General features: G+C 53.5%; 14 protein-coding genes, 1 tRNA gene and 2 rRNA genes. 16 read left to right on the plus strand and 1 reads right to left on the minus strand.

Annotation, left to right across the window (positions count from 1 at the left end):
- The 6 genes from AC1EKS_RS08675 to AC1EKS_RS08700 form a co-directional block, all read left to right on the plus strand.
- Positions 1-349: ribosomal RNA gene (locus AC1EKS_RS08675) — 23S ribosomal RNA — on the plus strand; the annotation flags it as partial.
- 173 nt (positions 350-522) lie between these two features.
- Positions 523-639 (plus strand): 5S ribosomal RNA (gene rrf, locus AC1EKS_RS08680).
- Positions 640-1,165: 526 nt separating this feature from the next.
- Positions 1,166-5,035 carry a Spy0128 family protein gene (locus tag AC1EKS_RS08685; protein WP_481009626.1) on the plus strand — a complete coding sequence of 1,290 codons (3,870 nt, stop codon included), beginning with the start codon at positions 1,166-1,168 and terminating at the stop codon, positions 5,033-5,035.
- 139 nt (positions 5,036-5,174) lie between these two features.
- Entirely contained in the window at positions 5,175-6,698 is a 1,524-nt protein-coding gene (locus AC1EKS_RS08690) for a SpaH/EbpB family LPXTG-anchored major pilin (RefSeq protein ID WP_481009627.1), read from the plus strand.
- A 211-nt stretch (positions 6,699-6,909) separates the two neighbouring features.
- Positions 6,910-7,875 (plus strand): class C sortase, encoded by a 966-nt coding sequence (locus tag AC1EKS_RS08695; RefSeq protein ID WP_481009628.1) that lies wholly within the window; start codon positions 6,910-6,912, stop codon positions 7,873-7,875.
- 101 nt (positions 7,876-7,976) lie between these two features.
- Positions 7,977-9,170, plus strand: a complete 1,194-nt coding sequence (locus AC1EKS_RS08700) for a glycosyltransferase family 4 protein (RefSeq protein ID WP_481009629.1) — start codon at positions 7,977-7,979, stop codon at positions 9,168-9,170.
- On the opposite strand, the gene AC1EKS_RS08705 is transcribed toward AC1EKS_RS08700, so the two are convergent.
- Positions 9,167-9,931, minus strand: a complete 765-nt coding sequence (locus tag AC1EKS_RS08705; RefSeq protein WP_481009630.1) for an IclR family transcriptional regulator — start codon at positions 9,929-9,931, stop codon at positions 9,167-9,169. The genes AC1EKS_RS08700 and AC1EKS_RS08705 overlap by 4 nt on opposite strands.
- 90 nt (positions 9,932-10,021) lie before the next feature.
- On the opposite strand from AC1EKS_RS08705, the gene leuC reads away from it, so the two are divergent.
- From leuC to rpmA, 10 genes are all read left to right on the plus strand, one after another.
- On the plus strand, positions 10,022-11,449 hold the full coding sequence (gene leuC, locus AC1EKS_RS08710; RefSeq protein WP_481009631.1) for a 3-isopropylmalate dehydratase large subunit: 1,428 nt from the start codon (positions 10,022-10,024) through the stop codon (positions 11,447-11,449).
- 3 nt (positions 11,450-11,452) lie between these two features.
- Positions 11,453-12,118 carry a 3-isopropylmalate dehydratase small subunit gene (gene leuD / locus AC1EKS_RS08715; RefSeq protein WP_481009632.1) on the plus strand — a complete coding sequence of 222 codons (666 nt, stop codon included), beginning with the start codon at positions 11,453-11,455 and terminating at the stop codon, positions 12,116-12,118.
- Positions 12,119-12,368: 250 nt separating this feature from the next.
- Positions 12,369-13,688 (plus strand): UDP-N-acetylglucosamine 1-carboxyvinyltransferase, encoded by a 1,320-nt coding sequence (gene murA, locus AC1EKS_RS08720; RefSeq protein WP_481009633.1) that lies wholly within the window; start codon positions 12,369-12,371, stop codon positions 13,686-13,688.
- Between the two features lie 9 nt (positions 13,689-13,697).
- Positions 13,698-14,552 (plus strand): lysophospholipid acyltransferase family protein, encoded by an 855-nt coding sequence (locus tag AC1EKS_RS08725; RefSeq protein ID WP_481009634.1) that lies wholly within the window; start codon positions 13,698-13,700, stop codon positions 14,550-14,552.
- A gap of 6 nt (positions 14,553-14,558) precedes the next feature.
- Complete coding sequence (locus AC1EKS_RS08730) at positions 14,559-15,584, plus strand: NAD(P)H-dependent glycerol-3-phosphate dehydrogenase (protein WP_481009635.1); 1,026 nt, start codon at positions 14,559-14,561, stop codon at positions 15,582-15,584.
- Between the two features lie 12 nt (positions 15,585-15,596).
- Entirely contained in the window at positions 15,597-16,724 is a 1,128-nt protein-coding gene (locus tag AC1EKS_RS08735; RefSeq protein ID WP_481009636.1) for a D-alanine--D-alanine ligase family protein, read from the plus strand.
- Positions 16,725-16,790: 66 nt separating this feature from the next.
- Positions 16,791-17,705, plus strand: coding sequence for an ATP-grasp domain-containing protein (locus AC1EKS_RS08740; protein WP_481009637.1), 915 nt, complete (start codon positions 16,791-16,793; stop codon positions 17,703-17,705).
- Between the two features lie 121 nt (positions 17,706-17,826).
- A tRNA-His gene (locus tag AC1EKS_RS08745) sits at positions 17,827-17,902 on the plus strand.
- Between the two features lie 203 nt (positions 17,903-18,105).
- Complete coding sequence (gene rplU, locus AC1EKS_RS08750) at positions 18,106-18,426, plus strand: 50S ribosomal protein L21 (RefSeq protein WP_481009638.1); 321 nt, start codon at positions 18,106-18,108, stop codon at positions 18,424-18,426.
- A 24-nt stretch (positions 18,427-18,450) separates the two neighbouring features.
- On the plus strand, positions 18,451-18,702 hold the full coding sequence (rpmA, locus tag AC1EKS_RS08755; RefSeq protein ID WP_022865282.1) for a 50S ribosomal protein L27: 252 nt from the start codon (positions 18,451-18,453) through the stop codon (positions 18,700-18,702).
- Positions 18,703-18,718: the final 16 nt, after the last annotated feature.

Consider the following 18,718-nt stretch of genomic DNA (forward strand, 5'->3'; position numbering starts at 1 on the left):
TGGTCCCAAGGGTTGGGCTGTTCGCCCATTAAAGCGGTACGCGAGCTGGGTTCAGAACGTCGTGAGACAGTTCGGTCGCTATCCGCTGCGCGCGTTAAGACTTGAGAAAGTCCTGTCCCTAGTACGAGAGGACCGGGATGGACGAACCTCTGGTGTGCCAGTTGTACCGCCAGGTGCATGGCTGGTTGGCTATGTTCGGAAAGGATAACCGCTGAAAGCATCTAAGCGGGAAGCCTGCTTTAAGATTAGGTCTTTTTGGTTCCCAGTAGACTACTGGGTTGATAGGCCAGAAGTGTACACGTTGTAAAACGCAAAGCTGACTGGTACTAAAGAACCATTAAAAAACAAAACACACACAATAAAACACGCTAGTGTTCAAGCATCCACACAAAAAGGTCGTCACGAAGACGCTCACACTCACTCTCCGAACCCCCCTATACAAGACAGGGGACACACCCAAACAAGAATGCCTAGCTTATACAGGCAGGATCTAACACGATAAGGGTGTGGAACATTAAGTCTTGTGGTGGTCATAGCGCCTAGGACACGCCCAGTCCCATCCCGAACCTGGAAGCTAAGCTAGGCAACGCTGATGGTACTACGCCCCAACGAGCGCGGGAGAGTAAGACACCACCACAACCATTTTAAAAAGGCAGGGTATAAAAACTGACAACAGTTTTTATACCCTGCCTTACTATATACAGACGGCAGAATAGGACAATCAAGATAGTTTCCCCTAACCTGTCTTGCTTTATACAGGCAGCCGAACATGATCACTACTGCTGTTTTGCCCCGTGTTTCAAAAATATGTACAAGCTCCAGGCAGGAATCCAAAAGCAAAAGATCCTTGATTAATTCGTAACGAACAGAGTGATTATTTAATCCCCGGGGTACCGGATCTATCTGGTTAGGAACTATTTCTTTAAGACAAGCCTAATTGTGAGACAATGCATACGATGGGAAAATGTGCGTATTTTCGCTGGAAAAGCTGTATTTCTAGCGGTCTTTTGAACATTTTTAATTTTTAACTCTTAATGTAGATCAGATTTTTATTGCATACTAAAGGCGAGGAAGGAGCGTTCCCCTTATCTTGAGTGTGCATTTCTATTCTCGGATGGTAGGTGCGTGACTTTCGGCTATTTAGGTTATTGGAGTAGGTACGCAAATGCTATTCAAGTGTCGTCGTGAGGAATCATCTGCGGAGCTGATCAACGACGACTTTTTCGCGGTTGATGAGGGACCTACCCTTGCGAAAAAAAGCTTAAGGACCCGGATATCTTTTCGGCGCTGCTTTCATCCTTTCAAAACCGCAAAGACCCGGGTACGTATGCTGGGGGCATTTGTTGCTTACACCTTGATTGCTGGGGCATTAGTAGTCGGCGTGCAAACTGAGGGCGGGCAGCTATCTAAGGCGGGGGCTGCCCCCTATTTAGGCTCGACGGATCCGGTAAGTGGGGAAGGTCAGCTCGACCTAAGCAAGCCCTATCAATCGATTGTGGGCGCAACGAATCCGCCAAAAGTATTAACATTTACCCCGGGGCCTCCCGATCCCTCGGTGACGGGAAAACCGCCCACAGTATTGCCCGGAACCCAAAAGAAAATCGGGGGCAACGTCTTGTATCAACGGTGGGGATCTTCAGAAGTAGGCAGGATCGATTGGCTGTTAAATGATGCCGGGACTGCCTATGCGGGATATGAAAAACCTACCCCCATGCCGATGGTGGGGGTGCGGGTCTATGCCCGTTACATGAAAACCTGTGGTCCACTTAAAGGGTACGTTTCCAACACTTACACTGCCGTCACCGATTATCGCGGTCACTATGAGATTCAGATGGGCGATGAGATTACCCCTCGCGGTTTAGTAACATTCGATGCCGATCCCACCGTTTCAGCGGGGTGCGAACGCTGGAAAGTCTGGGCCACGAACCCAGACCCGGACACTTTCAGCACGCTATACACCCCCGGTTTCGGAAACTATTTCCCCTCTAACGTCGGCGGCAACGTCAATGATACGACTTGGACTACCAACGACGTTGCCGCGGATCACCTGTACAACACCAAGATTGCCTATGGGGATCGCATCAAGAATCAGGCTATGCATGTCACCGATATACACGGAAATATCGTAGACACCACCTATGAGGAAAACCAGAAATACGATGACAAACAGGGCGGATATGTTAACTCGCGCGTGGGGTGGAACCTAAATAAGTCCAAAGGATCGGCAACCTGGGGGCCAATGACTGCGCTAGGAGATCCCGGTGACATAGGGGCAAAAGGGACTAAGGTGTACGCCTCCTACCTGTCTGACTATGCCGTGGATCAGATTTATAACGGGAGTGCCGCGCGGGACATTGGCTGGAACGCGAAGATTCGGCAGGATAGCGCGGGATGGAATAACGCGTGGGAAGCCAAACTACAAAACTGGATTAAGAAGAAAATAGCGAAAGAGACCCAGACCTACTTAGCACAAGTAGATCAAGGTAAGGATGTTGCGGCGTGCCAGGCATACCGGCACCAAGATGAAACCAGTATTGATGCGGAAACCTGTAAAAATCGGGCATTTATAGCCGCACAAAAGAAGTGGATTGCCGAGACCGTTTCCGCCTACACCAAACCTGCCGAAAACGGTCCTCCCCCGAATGCAACAGATTCTGGAACCCCCGGAACCTGGGCTAGGTTACAGTTTGCGGGCACCTATGGCAACACCTGGGATGCTTGTGGATTGGCTGCGGAAGTACAGTTTTCCTGTAAAAAAGAAAACGGGCAGTATAAGTATTGGCGTCGGGTCGCCGGCAGCAGAGAAGGGGATCCGATTGGTATCTGGCCGCAATCTAATATAGTGGCGGCATCAAAACACGTTAATGGTGACTGGTTATTTGTTTCCACCGAGACAATGCCGGGAGTTTCGGCGGCTTCACCATTCCACGCCAACTGGTACGGGGCGATAGATCCCCTGTCACGTCCCATTAAAATACCTGTTCCCTACCAAAATGGAGGTGGCGACAGTACAACTAATGGTGCTGGCTGGGTCGGAATCGATTGGGATCGCGAAGGTGACAGCACCAAGCGGGTAGACTTCGCGCTCTTTCCGGCGGAGCTCTACTTTGATGTTACCCCCTGGGACGATAATGAGCACCTGGCGGTAACCACTGACACCGCGCATACCCGGGCCACGGGGGTGCCCAGCGTCGGATTCCAGGAAGGCACTTTCCAAATCGAGTGGTATGACGAGCAGGGAAACAATGTGAAGAATTGTAAAGGCTTGCGCCCCTTAGCTAATGGAACGCTGCCTTCCTGTGATCTGGACGTGCCCAAGGATCTCGCGCAACCAACCAGGTACTATGCGCATCTATATACGGTTAATGCTCTGGGAGCAAAGAGTAACGACCCAATCGGGTCTGACTCTTTTACCGCTGTGCCAGTATATATGCCCCGGATGACCTTGCATGATGTCTATCCCAGTGCCCCTCAGGATGATATTGCAAAAAATTACCCGTCTGGACAATATCCAGACGGCCAAACCACGGTAAGTATCTATCCCAAGAAGATGGGGCCGGCAGGATGCGCGAATGTAGCTACCCAACTTTATGACCTCAAGCGCACCGGTACCCTACCGAAGGGATTAAAGGTGGACAACTGTGGGGTAATTTCTGGAGCACCAGAAGAGACGGGTGTTTTCAGGCAAGAGATTTCCGCGGTACGAAAAGTTACCCAAGGGCGCACGACTTACGACATACCGATGAAATACTTCCTGGATATCACGGTTACGGATTCCTCCTTGCCAGTTATTAAAACCGAGAAAGGTACCGAATACCACGCGCAAGTTGGAAGGGCTTTTAACATTGATTTTGCCAATGTGAAAGGCAAGGCGCTACCTCACGGGTTTGCTGGCGCAATGCACGCGAGCGATCCAAATGCAGAACCAGCACAGAAATGGCGGCTCAAAGAGATTAAGTCCATAGAGCTTAGCCCGGAACTAACCCAAGCGGGTTTGACGGTAACGGGCAGCAAGATCACGGGCGTTCCCACCCAGGTAGTAGAGGCCCATCAAAAGGCACCACAGGCGACCGATGACCCCGCAACTGCGGATATCAACGAAACTAAAGGCCCCAATGTTTGGGTTACCTATGAACTGGAGCGGGACGGCGCCCCTCTCTATAAAACTGATTGCAAAACCGATGAATCCGGGGTTCAAAAATGTATGAGTGTGCCTCAAACTGATGCGCAGGGCAATCAGCTTTACGGGACAGAGACGGTGCAATGGACTGATGCGATTCCGCTGGCTATTGCCAAAGTTAGCTACGTGTCAGCCATTGTGAAGGGGAAAAAAGAACTACGTGAGGGGAGTAAAACTGGTAAGCTGCTCAGTCCGAAAGCTTTAGACCAGCAAGATATTCCCTTCCGTTTCCAGCTGGCACAGGATACCACCAGCGCGGGATGCGCTGGGAGTGGGGATGGATTCGATCCGGAAAACTACTTTAATCTGACCCCGGGAGCAGATAGTCCCTATACCCAGATAACCGATCCTACTTTGGCGGCGACAACTGGCACCTGGATAAAGACTCTTACCTACGGGGATCAGACAGATAATATCGGAGAGTTTGAGTTCCCGAAGATGCAGTTTTCGAAAGCGGGAACCTACTGTTTCACCCTGAGTGAGCTTGCTAGCAATAAGGGTTTCGTCAGCGATGACACTTTGGCTCGGCAAGTGAAAGTTACGGTTACAGAGGATGAAAACGGGCTGGTTACCGGAAATCCGACCGTAACGATCACGAAGGCGTCCTCGCCGGGTGCAGGGGGCGGAACCGAGCCCGGAGATACTTTCGTAAATGTCTGGAACGGAGTGCCTGTGCCTACCCTTCCGCTAACCGGGGGACTGGGGGCGTTTATCTTTTGGCTGCTGGGGGCATTAAGCTGCGTGGTCGGGTTAGTAGCAGGTATTAGGAACTTCAATATGTACCCTGAGGTAGGCCGCGGAGCAGATTCAGCTGCCGCGCGGCTAGTTAAGAGGAATGGGGTGGTGCGGTCATAAAAACAGCGTGCCGTTTCCCAGCCCTTACCGGCCGCATTACCGGCTGGAATGGAAGGAGCTAGTCGGTATGACGGCTGCGGGAAGGCAAATAAGAAGAATCGAAGTCTATTTTTAGATCTAAAAAATAAAGGATTGAACCATGAAACTAAAGAAACTGATTGCGGTTTCGGCGGCTGCTGCCGTTAGCGTGCTAGGTTTGGCGGTTGCGCCAGCCTTTGCCGCTGAGCCAGCACCGGGAGATATCCCTGCCGGCAAAACCGGAACCTTAACTGTACATAAGTATGCAAACCCCGGTATTGCTAGCAACGCGAAAGCGGACGGGACAGACACCAGTAAGTTTGCCAGTGCAACCCCTATTAAAGGCGTTAAGTTTAAGGTCACTAAGCTGAAGATGGATCTAACTACGGTGGCTGGGTGGCAGGCTCTTCCTGCCAATGCTGCCGCAGTGACCGATGCGCAAAAAGATACCTTCAACTCTGAGATGACAACGGGAGACGACGGCTCTGCCAAGTTTACTAACTTGGCGGTGGGTGCATATCTGGTAGAGGAAACTGATATTACCGGTGCAGTACCTGCGGTAAAGGCCGATGGCAAAGCGGCATCGTTTATTGTGACAGTGCCCTATAACAACAAGGATGCCGGGTGGCTTTACGATGTGCACGTCTACCCGAAGAACAATATTGAGAGCGGCACCGCCAGCAAGACCATTAAAGAGGTAGCAGGCGCCACCTATATGAAGGGCGACGATATTCCCTGGAGCTTTGACCTACCGGTTAACCCCTTGGCGGCAGGTAAAACCAGAACCGCCTTTGGTACCTGGGATGCGGTAGCCGACTATCTAACTTTCAAGAACGTTACCGGAGCTAAATTTATTTCTGCTGCTGGCGCAGAAGAAAATATCACGGTGTCCTGTGAAGCAACTACCGACACCTGGGCGGCGGCTGGTTATGACCACAAGCTATATAAGTGTCTGGTGGCGGCAACTGATCTCCCCAAGCTGAAAGCCGGCGGTAAAGTAGTGTTCACCGTTAACACCACCTTGGGAGATATTCCCGCAGGTAAGAGTGCAGTTGAACAGGCATTTACGCCTATCGATTCTACTGAACCGGGGGGCGACGTGCCTCCTCCGGGCCCCGGTGTTACCCCGGTTAACCCGGAAAAGACCCCATATGTAGGCGACTTGGAGTTCAACAAAGTTGATGCCAAGACTGCTAACCTCGCCTTGGGGGGAGCCAAGTTCGAATTGCATAAGCTGGGTGGGGACGGTACCTGTGCAACACCTGGCGACAAGCTCACTGGAGCCGAGGCAACTTCGGAAAAGAGCACCGGTAAAGTGGTATTTAACAATGTATTCGTCAAGCTGGACACTCCCGGCCAAGATGCCACTGCGCAAGGAGCGATGAAAGCGGATTACTGCTTGGTAGAAACCGAGGCTCCGGCGGGGTATGTAAAGGCTGAGGCTACGAAGGTGACTATCACTGCCGGTACTACCGCCACAGCTGGCGGATTGGCAAATAACGCCTTTACCAACACCAAAGATGATTCCATAATTCCGAGCCTGCCCTTAACCGGTGCAGCCGGACGAGTATTGCTGGGTCTGCTCGGCGCAGCGGTAATCGCTCTCGGGATTGGATTTGGTATTCGCAACGCCCGTAAACAATAGGGCTATCGCGATCGTTTATTCACTGCGAATAACCCAATAGGTGTTTAACCAAGTAGGCAGCGCGAACATGGCGGGAGAGCCGCGATGTTCGCGCTGCCTTTTGGGTGTCACTTCTCTTAAGTGCCACTAGTTTTTCCAGATATTGTTTCCGGTGGTGCACTCCCTGGTGCTGCTCTGGCTATCAACCGGTGCTCCCTCGATATAAGAAATTATGAAAAAACAACTCGTCAATGCAATCTTCGTTTCGCTCATGGTCTTTGCGGGCGTGATGACTCTGCTGTACCCGTCAATCGCTAGTTGGCGGATGCAGCTAGCGCAAAACCAGGTTATAGCGCAAAGCTACAGCAAGATACCCGAGGCTAATCCGAAAAAAGAGGAACAGTTGAAGGCGGCGCGGCGCTACAATCAGGCGCTGGCGGCGGGGGCATTGGTAAAAGCCCACGAACGTAAAGCGCTGGGCACTGGTTATATGCGGGCTGCAGGTGAGGAAATCTGGGACTATCAAGATATTTTGCGGATGACCCCGGACGGGATGATGGGCAGGATAAAAGTCAAGAGCGCCGATATTGACCTGCCGATCTATCACACTTCCTCTGACGAAGTGCTGCTTAAAGGGGCGGGACACCTGCAGGGAACCTCGTTGCCCGTGGGAGGTAAAGGAACCCGCGCGGTTATCACTGCCCACCGGGGTCTAGCATCAGCGAAAATGTTTACTGACTTGGATCAGGTGAAAAAGGGCGATGACGTGGTCTTGGAGATATTCGGTGACGTATATGCTTACCGAGTCTTTGAAACCCGAGTTATCGATCCGGAAGACACCCAGGCCATTAAGGCTGATCCGAACCGGGACTTACTTACTCTGATTACTTGTACTCCCTTGGGAATCAACACCCAACGCATTATCGTTACCGGGGAGAGGATCTATCCCACTCCAAAGAACTATGCAGATCAGGCTGGGGGGCCTTCGGACTTGCCGCGTTTTCCATGGTGGAGTCTGGTGATTGCCGGGACCCTATTATTGATTGCCATCTGGATGTGGTGGAACGTGCGGGTTTATAAACGCAATAAGGCTGTAATTGCCCAGAATCCAGACCCGGAAGAAAAGAAAGCACCTGTCAAACCAAGACGCAAGGGGAGAGGAAGGCACAAGGGTAAGGGAAGGCACAAGAAGCCCTGATTAGCATGAGAAAATAGCTAGTAGAGCGCGCTTTTAGGCTGCCACTGCGAGTTAAAGGCACCGGTTAACAGGTTTAGATGTTACTAGGCGCGAAAGATAGAATGACTGGCATGCGTATCGGGATAGTTACAGACTGCTACCCCCCACATATGGGGGGAATAGAAACTCAGACTAGCAACTTGGCGCAACGTCTAAAGGACGCGGGGCATTCTCCAGAAGTTATAACCGCTACCCGCGACGGCTCCTTTGTAGGACGCCGCATCGAAGAGCAAATTCCGGTACATCGCTTAGGGATGCCCACAATCGGGTTTACTCCGATGAACCCCTTTGCGGGCCCCCTGTTTAGAGCTATTTTTCCGCGCTTCGATCTGCTGCACGTACACGTGGGGGTACTATCACCCTTTGCCCACCTCGCCTTACAGGTGGCAGCAGCTAACCAGATTCCCACTTTAGTTACCTTCCATTGTGAGCTAGCGACTTGGGTGCCGCTGCTGCGCGCCAGTGGATTTTTTGACCGCTGGGTAGAGGCGGGAATCCTGTTTACCGGCGTTTCCTCCCTAATGAACTCCCAAATCAACCAGTTACTAGCAGCGAAAAACCGCCGTTCTTGGCCGATCGTCCCCAATGGCGTAGATAGCGATTTTTGGTCCCCAGACCCAAATGATCACGGCTCCCGTAGCGATCAGGGTTATCTCGGCAGGCACGAACCAGCCTTGAGTTCCATAAAACCGCGCACCACCACCAAAAACTTTAAAGCCGTCAGCGCGATCCGCCTGATGCCCCGCAAACGTCCGCTCGCCCTCATCAAATTTGCGGACACCGTAAACCAGCTTCTCGGTAGCCAAGGAAACTTACAGCTACAGATCTTTGGGGAGGGGACGCTGCGACCGGTGCTGCGTGGTCAGCGGCAAGTTAAAGATGGGCAAGTAATATTGCCGGGTAGAAAAGATCCGTCTGGCCTGCTAGCCGCCTACCGGCAAGCGGACTTTTTCATTACCTTGTGCCTGCATGAAAGCTTCGGAATTGCGGCCGCGGAAGCGCGAGCTAGCGGAATACCAGTAATCGTCCGGTCGCAAAGCCCCATAACCGACTTTATAACCGAGGGCGTAACGGGGCTGACCGCTGCCAGTGACCAGGAATTAGCAGAAAAAACCGCCGCTGCCCTCATCGATGGGACACTGGAGCGCTTACGGGAAAACTGTAAATTACAGCCGAGCCCAGTTTCCTGGGAGCGCTGTCTAGAGGCGACCTTAACGGCATACCGGCAGGCAATAGAGCTTCGCCGGAAAAATTAAGCTTTACCGGCCGCCTTTTTCTTTGCCGCGATGATTCCCTCTGCGCGGCGCATGAAATCCGAGAGCCTAGTAGCGGCAGCTACTACTGCCGGCCCGTGAATCCTGCCCGGCTGGCGTCCCATGCGGTCAATCGGACCGGAAACGCTCAAAGCCGCCACCACTTTGCCGGAAGCTAACCGCACCGGCGCAGACACCGAGGCCAGCCCCGGTTCCCGTTCGCCTATTGATTGCGCCCAGCCCCGGCGACGGACTACTGAAAGCTGAGTGGCGGTAAAAGAAGCCCCCTGCAGACCGCGATGCAAACGATCCGGTTCCTCCCAAGCGAGTAAAATCTGTGCGGCCGAACCGGCCTTCATGGACAGGGCTGAACCGGTAGGAGTAGAATCCCGTAGCCCCAAAGGAGACTCGCAGCTAGCGACCACTATTCGCTGATCGCCCTGGCGGCGATACATTTGAGTGGATTCTTGAGTGTGATCGCAAAGAGCTTTCAAAATCGGGCGGGCCGAAGCCAGTAGACGGTCTTCCCCGGCAGCCGAAGCCAGTTCCCCAATTCGCGGACCTAGAATAAAGCGGCCATGCACATCCCGGGCCACCAAACGGTGATACTCCAAGGCGACCGCCAGGCGGTGCGCAGTCGGACGCGCTAGACCGGTGCTATTGACTAGCTGAGCCAGAGTACCTGGCCCCGTCTCTAGCGCACTTAGGACGAGAGTGGCCTTGTCGAGAACCCCGACCCCACTTCCTTCACTTTTATTGTCCATGTATTGATATTGCCATCTTACAGCTTGGAATTCCAACTACACTTTCGAAAAGGCAAATCAGTTTTACAGAAAGAAGATTGGGAGGCGGGCATGGCTAAGACCTTAGCAGAAAAAGTTTGGGCTGCTCACGTGGTTAAAAACGGCGAAAATGGGGCGCCCGACCTGCTCTATATCGACCTGCATTTATGCCACGAGGTAACCAGTCCGCAAGCATTCGCCGGACTGCGGATGGCGGGGCGAAAAGTGCGCCGGCCCGACCTGACCATCGCCACCGAGGATCACAACACTCCGACGGTGGATATTGATCTGCCGATCAAAGATCAGACCTCCGCTACCCAGATTCGTACTTTGCGCGAAAATGCTAAAGAATTCGGGATTCGCCTGCATTCCCTAGGGGATGCGGATCAGGGCATCGTACACGTGGTTGGCCCCCAGTTAGGACTGACCCAGCCGGGGATGACTATTGTTTGCGGAGACTCCCACACCTCTACTCATGGAGCTTTTGGGGCCCTCGCGTTCGGGATTGGCACCTCCCAGGTGGAACAGGTACTCGCCACTCAAACTTTGCCACTCAAACCTTTTAAAACTATGGCAGTTAATATTCCCGGCCAGCTGCGCCCCGGAGTTTACGCCAAAGATATTATTTTGGCGATCATCGCCAAAATCGGCACCGGTGGCGGGCAAGGCTACGTAATTGAATATCGCGGAGAAGCTATCCGTGGTCTTTCGATGGAAGGCCGGATGACTATCTGTAATATGTCGATTGAGGCGGGGGCACGTGCGGGGATGATCGCCCCTGACCAGGTGACTTTCGATTACTTACAGGGACGTCCTCATGCCCCCAGTGGTGAGCAGTGGGAAGCAGCCACTCGTTATTGGCAGAGTTTGGGCACTGATCCAGATGCCAAGTTCGACCGGGAAGTTACTATCCCCGCTGAAAGTATCGAACCCTTCGTAACTTGGGGAACTAACCCGGGCCAAGGGGTACCGCTCAGCGGAAAAGTTCCCGACCCCGAGCAGCTGCGCACTGACAGTGAACAAGATGCTGCGCGGCGCTCCCTAGACTATATGGGGCTAACCCCGGGCACCCCGATGCGAGATATTAAAGTGGATACGGTTTTCATTGGCTCGTGCACCAACGGACGCATCGAAGATCTGCGTACCGTGGCGCAGGTTTGGCAAGGACGTAAAAAAGCTAAAGACCTGCGAGTATTAGTAGTACCTGGGTCGGCGCGGGTACGGCTGCAGGCAGAGGCGGAAGGACTCGATAAGATCTTCACCAGTTTCGGCGCGCAGTGGCGCAACGCGGGTTGTTCGATGTGCCTAGGAATGAATCCAGACAAACTGGGGGAGAGGGAACGCTCGGCCTCTACCTCTAACCGTAACTTTGAAGGTAGGCAAGGTAAGAACTCTCGTACCCACTTGGTGTCGCCGGCAATTGCGGCTGCCACTGCGGTGACCGGGCATTTAGCTTGCCCCCAAGATTTATCGGCCGCAACGACCAGGAAAGAGGATTAAGTAATGGAAAAGTTTATTTCCCATACTGGTATTGCAGCTCCGCTGCGCCGCTCGAATGTTGATACGGATCAGATCATTCCGGCCGTCTATTTAAAGCGGGTGACCAAAACCGGGTTTGAGGACGGGCTTTTTGCTGCGTGGCGGCAAGATAAAGATTTCGTGCTAAATCTCGCTCCCTTTAAGAATGCCTCTATTTTGGTGGCCGGCCCGGATTTTGGTACCGGATCCAGCCGGGAACACGCAGTGTGGGCGCTGCGTGATTATGGTTTCAAAGTGGTTTTAGCTCCCAAGTTTGCCGATATTTTCCGGGGTAACTGCGAAAAAGATGGCATGGTTGCCGGGGTTATTAGCCTGGAAGACTGCCAGACGCTATGGAAAATGCTAGAGGAAGAACCAGGTAGGACCATAACCGTTGACCTAGACAAACAGAGCGTCACCTGTGGGTCTTTTACTTGCAGGTTCCAAATTGACAGCTATACCCGCTGGCGCCTGATGGAAGGTCTGGACGATATCGACCTCACCTTACGGGATGAGGACTCGATTAGCGCTTTTGAAGCATCCCGACCCGAGTTTTTGCCTCGTACCTTGCCGGCTAAACATTTACCGCCCGCTGAGGTAGTTTCCGCCCGCGAGGTTCCCCTGGGAATTCCCGAGATAAAGCAGTCGTAGGTCCCCTACCTCTCGATTTGCGCCGCTCGCGCTGCTGAGAGTCTTTTTGAGGCAGCGTCGTTACCCAGCGCTTTCCTGATGGCGCTGACCGTTCCTTTACTGAGTATTCTTTCCTCGTATACTCTTTTCACTACCAGACATTTTGTCGTCCGTCTCCTCGCGAAAAGCGCAATTCCTGCCAGGTGGCTGCTTGTGCCTGCGGGTGCGGGTAGACTAGAAATACTGGGAAAAGCGGAAAGGGAAATAACAGGTGGAACCGGTTCTAGAAGTGCAAGGCGGACATCCGCTCACAGGCCGTATTAAGGTGCGGGGGGCAAAGAACTTTGTCCCCAAGGCAATGGTGGCGGCGCTGCTAGGCACTACCCCTTCTATTTTGAAAAATGTGCCCTTGATTCGGGACGTGGATATCGTGTGCGGTTTGCTGGAACTGCACGGAGTGAAAACCGACTACGATTCTGCTAGCGGACAACTGTTTATCGACCCCTCTAATGTTGAGGCCGCCCAGGTAGCCAGTATTGACACTCTAGCGGGATCATCACGGATCCCGATTCTATTTTGTGGTCCGCTACTGCATCGCCTCGGCGAAGCCATCATCCCGGACCTGGGGGGATGTGTGATTGGTGATCGCCCGATCGATTTCCACCTCTCCATTTTGCGTTCGTTCGGTGCTCAGGTCGACAAACTGGAATCCGGAATCCATATCGCCGCCCCGGAGGGGCTGAAGGGAGCAGTTATCGAACTGCCCTACCCCTCAGTAGGCGCGACTGAACAGACCCTGCTGGCGGGAGTACAAGCCGAGGGCATCACGGAGCTGCGGGGAGCGGCCATTGAACCGGAAATCATGGATCTGATCAATGTGTTGCAAAAGATGGGGGCGATCATCAGCGTAGATACTGATCGCACTATCCAGATTGAAGGGGTAGAGAATCTGGAAGGATTCACCCACACGGCCCTCTCAGATCGGATTGAAGCTGCCTCGTGGGGATCTGCGGCGCTGGCCACCCATGGCGATATTTTTGTGGAGGGAGCCTCCCAACCGGAAATGATTACTTTCCTAAACATGTTCCGCAAAGTAGGGGGTGCTTTCTCGGTGGAACGAGACGGGATTCGTTTCTATCATCCAGGCGGGGAACTAAAACCGATTGTGCTCGAAACCAATGTGCATCCCGGATTTATGACCGATTGGCAGCAACCCATGGTAGTGGCCCTCACCCAGGCGCACGGCCTATCGATTGTGCATGAAACCGTCTATGAACAGCGTTTTGGGTTTACTCGTGCCCTAAATCAGATGGGGGCACAAATCCAGTTGTATCGGGAATGCTTGACCGGATTGGCCTGCCGTTTCGGGCAGCGAAACTATTACCATTCGGCGGCGATTTCGGGGCCGACTCCGCTACATGGCGCCGATATTACTATCCCTGACCTGCGGGGAGGGTTTTCGCATTTGATTGCGGCGCTAGCTGCCGAAGGGAAATCTACAGTCCGGGGAATCGATATGATTAGCCGTGGATACGAGCATTTCCTGACTAAACTGGGATCCTTAGGCGCACAAGTAAAGCTGGAAAAATAAGGGGTAAGCATGGCCGGCAAATTTTCTCGCTTCTATAAGTTTTGTGTGCGCGTGGCGCGCATTCCGGTAGGGGCGGTTACCCGCCGGCATTGGGAAGGAGAAGAAAACCTGCCGCAAGAAGGCGGGTTCGTGGCGGTAGTCAACCATATTTCCGAGTTCGACTCCATGACCATGATGCACTTTATGACCAGCGCCGGGTATCCGGTGCGGATCCTTTGCAAAGAAGAACTCTTCGAAGTGCCAATTCTGGGCTCGATTCTGCGTGCTTGCGGGCAAATTCCGGTTTATCGGGAATCTAGTCATTCTCGGGACGCACTTGGTGCTGCAATTAAGGGGCTGCAAGCAGGTGAATGCATCACCGTTTATGGGGAGGGGACCCTGACCCGGGATCCCGACTTTTGGCCGATGCGGATGAAAACTGGGGCGGCGCGGATGGCGCTGCGTGCCCGGGTCCCGCTGGTTCCAGTGGTGCAGTGGGGGGCGCAGGATGTCCTCGATCGTTACGTACGACGCCCTAAGCTCAAAGGTAAGAAGGACGTGTGGGTTAAGGCGTTGCCTCCGGTAGACCTGTCTGATCTGTACGATCAGGCTGATGATCCCGAAGTTTGGTATCAGGCTACCCAAAGAATAGAAGAGGCAATTTGCCGAGGCCTGGAACAGATCCGGGGGATGAAAATGCCGCACCGGCCGCTAGATCGTAAATCGGTCCAGATGCCTACCAAGAAACAGCTAGGCGTGGCGGCGAAAGCTTGGCGAGCAGACCACCCCCAGAAGTTAGTGACTGCGCGTGGGCTCGGAGAGCTAGATCCCTATTTGCAAGCTGCCTCCAACGCTGTAGGCCCCCACTCAGAGCAGGAAGGCTAGGTAGCAATGGCTGTAACCTCGGCTAGAAAAGTAGCCGTGCTAGGTGCTGGTGCTTGGGGAACCGTATTCGCGCAAATCTTGGCTGATGCCGGCAATGACGTGCGGATTTGGGCGCGGCGAGCAGAACTGGCAGAACAAATCAATGCGGGGGAGAATCCCCGCTACGTGCCGGGAATACAGCTACATGGGATGAAGGCCGCTAGCGACTTGGAATGGGTCTGCCACGGTGCCGGATTGGTGGTGGTTTCGATACCTTCCAACGGAGTGCGGACGTTACTGGAACAGGTACGCGACTTTCTTCCTCTAAATGCCACGGTTATTTCCCTGGTCAAGGGGCTAGAGGCAGGTACTTTACAAACCATGACCGAAGTAATTGCACAGGCTGGTCAGATTCATCCTTCCCGAATAGTGGCGGTTTCCGGACCTAATCTTTCCGGGGAGATAGCCCGCCATGAACCCACGGGAGCGGCAGTTGCCGGGGAAGATTCCTGGCGCGCAGGACTGGTAGCTTCCCGAATTCACACCCACTATTTCCGCCCCTATGTGGCAGAGGACGTCGTGGGGGTGGAAATCGGCGGGGTAGTCAAGAACATTATCGCCATGGCAGTGGGAGCCGCGGAAGGCTTAGGGCTGGGAGTTAATTCTCGATCTTTCCTGATTACCCGCGGACTGGCGGAAATGGTGCGGCTGGGGGTGGCTATGGGCGCAAAGTCAGATACTTTCCTGGGGCTGGCCGGACTCGGTGACCTGGTAGCAACCTGTTCTTCGTCCTCCTCTCGGAACTTTTCCTTTGGATACCGCCTGGGCCAGGGGATGAGCGCTACCGAAGCCTTGGAGGCTTCGGCGGGAACAGTTGAGGGCGCGAGATCATGCCCGGTAGTGCGCGATTTGGCACACCAAATGGGGGTGTCGATGCCGATTAACTCCGCTGCTTATCGGGTGATTAGTGGGAAGCAAAGTTTAGAAGAAGCGTTAGTGTCTTTGACTGCCGGGCCGCGGGTAACCGACGGACCCAGCGCGCGAATGGTGTAGAGAGGATCAACCGTGACGCAAAATAATCAGACTAAACCTCGAGTGTTAGTGCTGTTCGGTGGGGAATCGGGGGAGCATGGGATCTCCTGTGCGACTGCTGCCGGAGTAGTCGAGGCTATTGACCACGACCGCTACCAGGTAGTGACGGTAGGAATCACCCAGGAAGGTCAGTGGGTCCCGGTAGATTTTAATTCCGACCAGTTCCAGCTATCGGATGCGGGGGTAGGGGAAGTACCCACGGAAAATAGACAATTATTCCTTGCTCCAGGCAATGGACACGTGGTGAGCCTGCCCACCCAGTTAGGACCGGAGTTCTCCCTTGCTGACCTGGGCAGTTTCGATGTGGTGTTTCCCTTGTTACACGGGCCTTTCGGTGAAGATGGGACTGTGCAGGGACTGCTAGAAATGATGCACCTGCCGTATGTAGGGTGCGGGGTGTTAGCATCGGCGGCTGCCATGGATAAACCCACCACCAAGGTACTTTTGCATGAGGCCGGACTGCCGGCCGGAAAATGGGAAACCGTAACTGCGGGGCAATGGAACCGTGACCGCTCCGGGGTGATGGAACGTCTCGAAGGCCTGGGGCTGCCAGTATTTGTGAAACCGGCCCGCGCTGGCTCATCGTTGGGGATCACCAAGGTGAGCGCCGCAGACGATATGGAAGCGGCCATCATCAAGGCGCAGGCGGTGGATCCCCGGGTGATTGTGGAGCAAGAGCTAACCGGTTTCGAGGTGGAGTGTGCCGTGTTACAAGCAGTCGATGGGCATCCTGATACCAGCGAGCCGGGACGAATCGCTATGCGCGATGACGTGGTATTTTATGACTACAAAACCAAGTATTTCGGGGAAGACAGCGTCAGTTTAGAAATCCCGGCGAAGATACCCGAGCATTTGGCTACCCAGGTGCGCGAGATTGCCGCCAAGGCGTTCGAGGCGCTGGGGTGTGAAGGGTTAGCGCGGGTAGACTTTTTTGTCGATCCCGAAAAGGATTCGGTGGTTATCAACGAGATAAACACCATGCCGGGGTTCACCCCATTTTCTATGTATCCCAAGCTGTGGGAGCACATGGGTATTGGGTATTCCCAGCTGATGGAGAAGTTGATTTCCTTGGCACTAGCGCGCCCGGTGGGCTTGAGATAAATAATTTCGAAAGATTGCCGCTCATTTCATGGGCTAACGAGGAGTAGAACAATTAGGGTAGAAGATATGGCGAAGAAACGCGTGACCTTAGTAACTTGTGCGCAGTATCCAAATCTATCTGAAGACGAGGCCGGGTTAGTTGACGAACTGAACTCTCGGGGCGTCGATGCTCGGATTGCGGTTTGGAATGATCCCCACGTGGATTGGGAAGAAGCGGGGGTGTGCGTGATCCGTACCGTACGTGATTACGCTAGCCACCGGGAAGAATTTGTAAAGTGGGCGCACCAGGTTCCTCGGCTGCTAAACCCAGCTGACGTTACCGAGTGGGCAACCGATAAACATTACTTGCTGAATCTGCAAAAACAGGGGGTTCCGGTGATCCCCACTACCTGGTTAGAACCGGAACAAAATTTGAATAAGCACCAGGTACATACTCGTTTTCCGGCTTTCGGAGAGTTCGTGGTGAAACCAGCGGTTTCCTCCGGCGGGCGCGAAATGGGACGCTATGACGCTAATAACGGGATGGCCCGGATGGCAGCAGTAACCCATGCTTATCGCCTGTTGCAAGAGGGACGCTCAGTGATGGTGCAGCGCTACCTTTCGCAGGTAGATGAGCACGGCGAATACTCTCTGGTCTATCTGAACGGGGTTTTGTCGCACTCGGTAGAAAAAGCCGCTATGCTCACTAACCCCAACATTACGGAAGTGCAAGCACAAGAAGAAGTAACCGGAAACCGCCAACCCAACTCGGAAGAATGGATTTTCGGGGAAAAGGTACGTTCCGCGATTCATCGCATGGTTAAACAGCGTCTGGGACACGACCAGCACCTGCTGTTCTTGCGGATAGACATCGTTCCTGACGGTAAAGGCTCTTATTATCTAATGGAAGTATCCCCAGTAGATGGTTCACTTTACCTGCGCAGCCGCGAGGACGGTATTGGCACCTTCGCGGACGCGATTTGTAACCGCGTATTTTGGTGAGGCTCGATTTTACCTGCATAAACAGTAGGTGTGAGCGGATACATAGCCGTCAAGTCGGGCAATAATTTCACCTGAAGCCCGCGGTTAGATAAAGTGGGTAGTCGTCGCTGTGCGATAAATGGTGGCTGTAGTTCAGTTGGTAGAACGCCTGGTTGTGGTCCAGGAGGTCGCGGGTTCGAGCCCCGTCAGCCACCCCATACGGTAAGTGCTATATAGCTTGCCGCATAGGTGGTTCAAATGTTTCCTTGAACTCGCGGTGGTAGATAACACACTGCCTGGACAGGGATTTTGTTTGAAAAACGCCGCCGGTATCGACTACCCTAGTTAGTCGGTGCTGGTTGTTTGGAAGACCGGCTAGGTTCGGTTTTCCGGACAAAAGAAAATGTACGTGACTAAGGAAATGAGCAGCAAAGTGGTCTACGCGATCGTCAAGGCGGGCGGACGTCAAGAAAAGGTCTCCGTCGGGGATGTAGTCGTCGTCGACAAGCTGGCAGCTGAGGTTGGCGACACCGTCGATTTCACGCCAGTGATGGTAGTTGACGGTGACAAGATCACCTCCGACGCCGCTGATCTAGAGAAAATCAAGGTAACGGCAGAGGTCTTAGAGCAGACCAAAGGACCGAAGATTCGGATCCTGAAGTTTAAAAACAAGACCGGATACACTCGCCGCATGGGCCATCGCGCAAAGCTGACCCAGGTAAAGATCACTAAGATCGCCTAACCTCAGGCAAGAAAGGAAAAGAAAATGGCACACAAGAAAGGGCTGGGTTCCTCTTCTAACGGCCGTGACTCTAACCCGCAGTACCTGGGGATCAAGCGTTACGGTGGAGAAAGCGTGAACGCCGGCGAGATCCTGGTTCGTCAGCGGGGAAGCAAATACCATCCCGGAACCAACGTCGGGATGGGCAAGGATGACACCCTCTTTGCTCTGGCCGCCGGATCCGTTGAATTCGGTCGCCGACGCGGTCGTAAAGTCGTAAACGTAGTTTCGGCGTAAATAAAGCTAATAGTTT

This window comes from Varibaculum sp. C0165D1 (assembly GCF_056590355.1).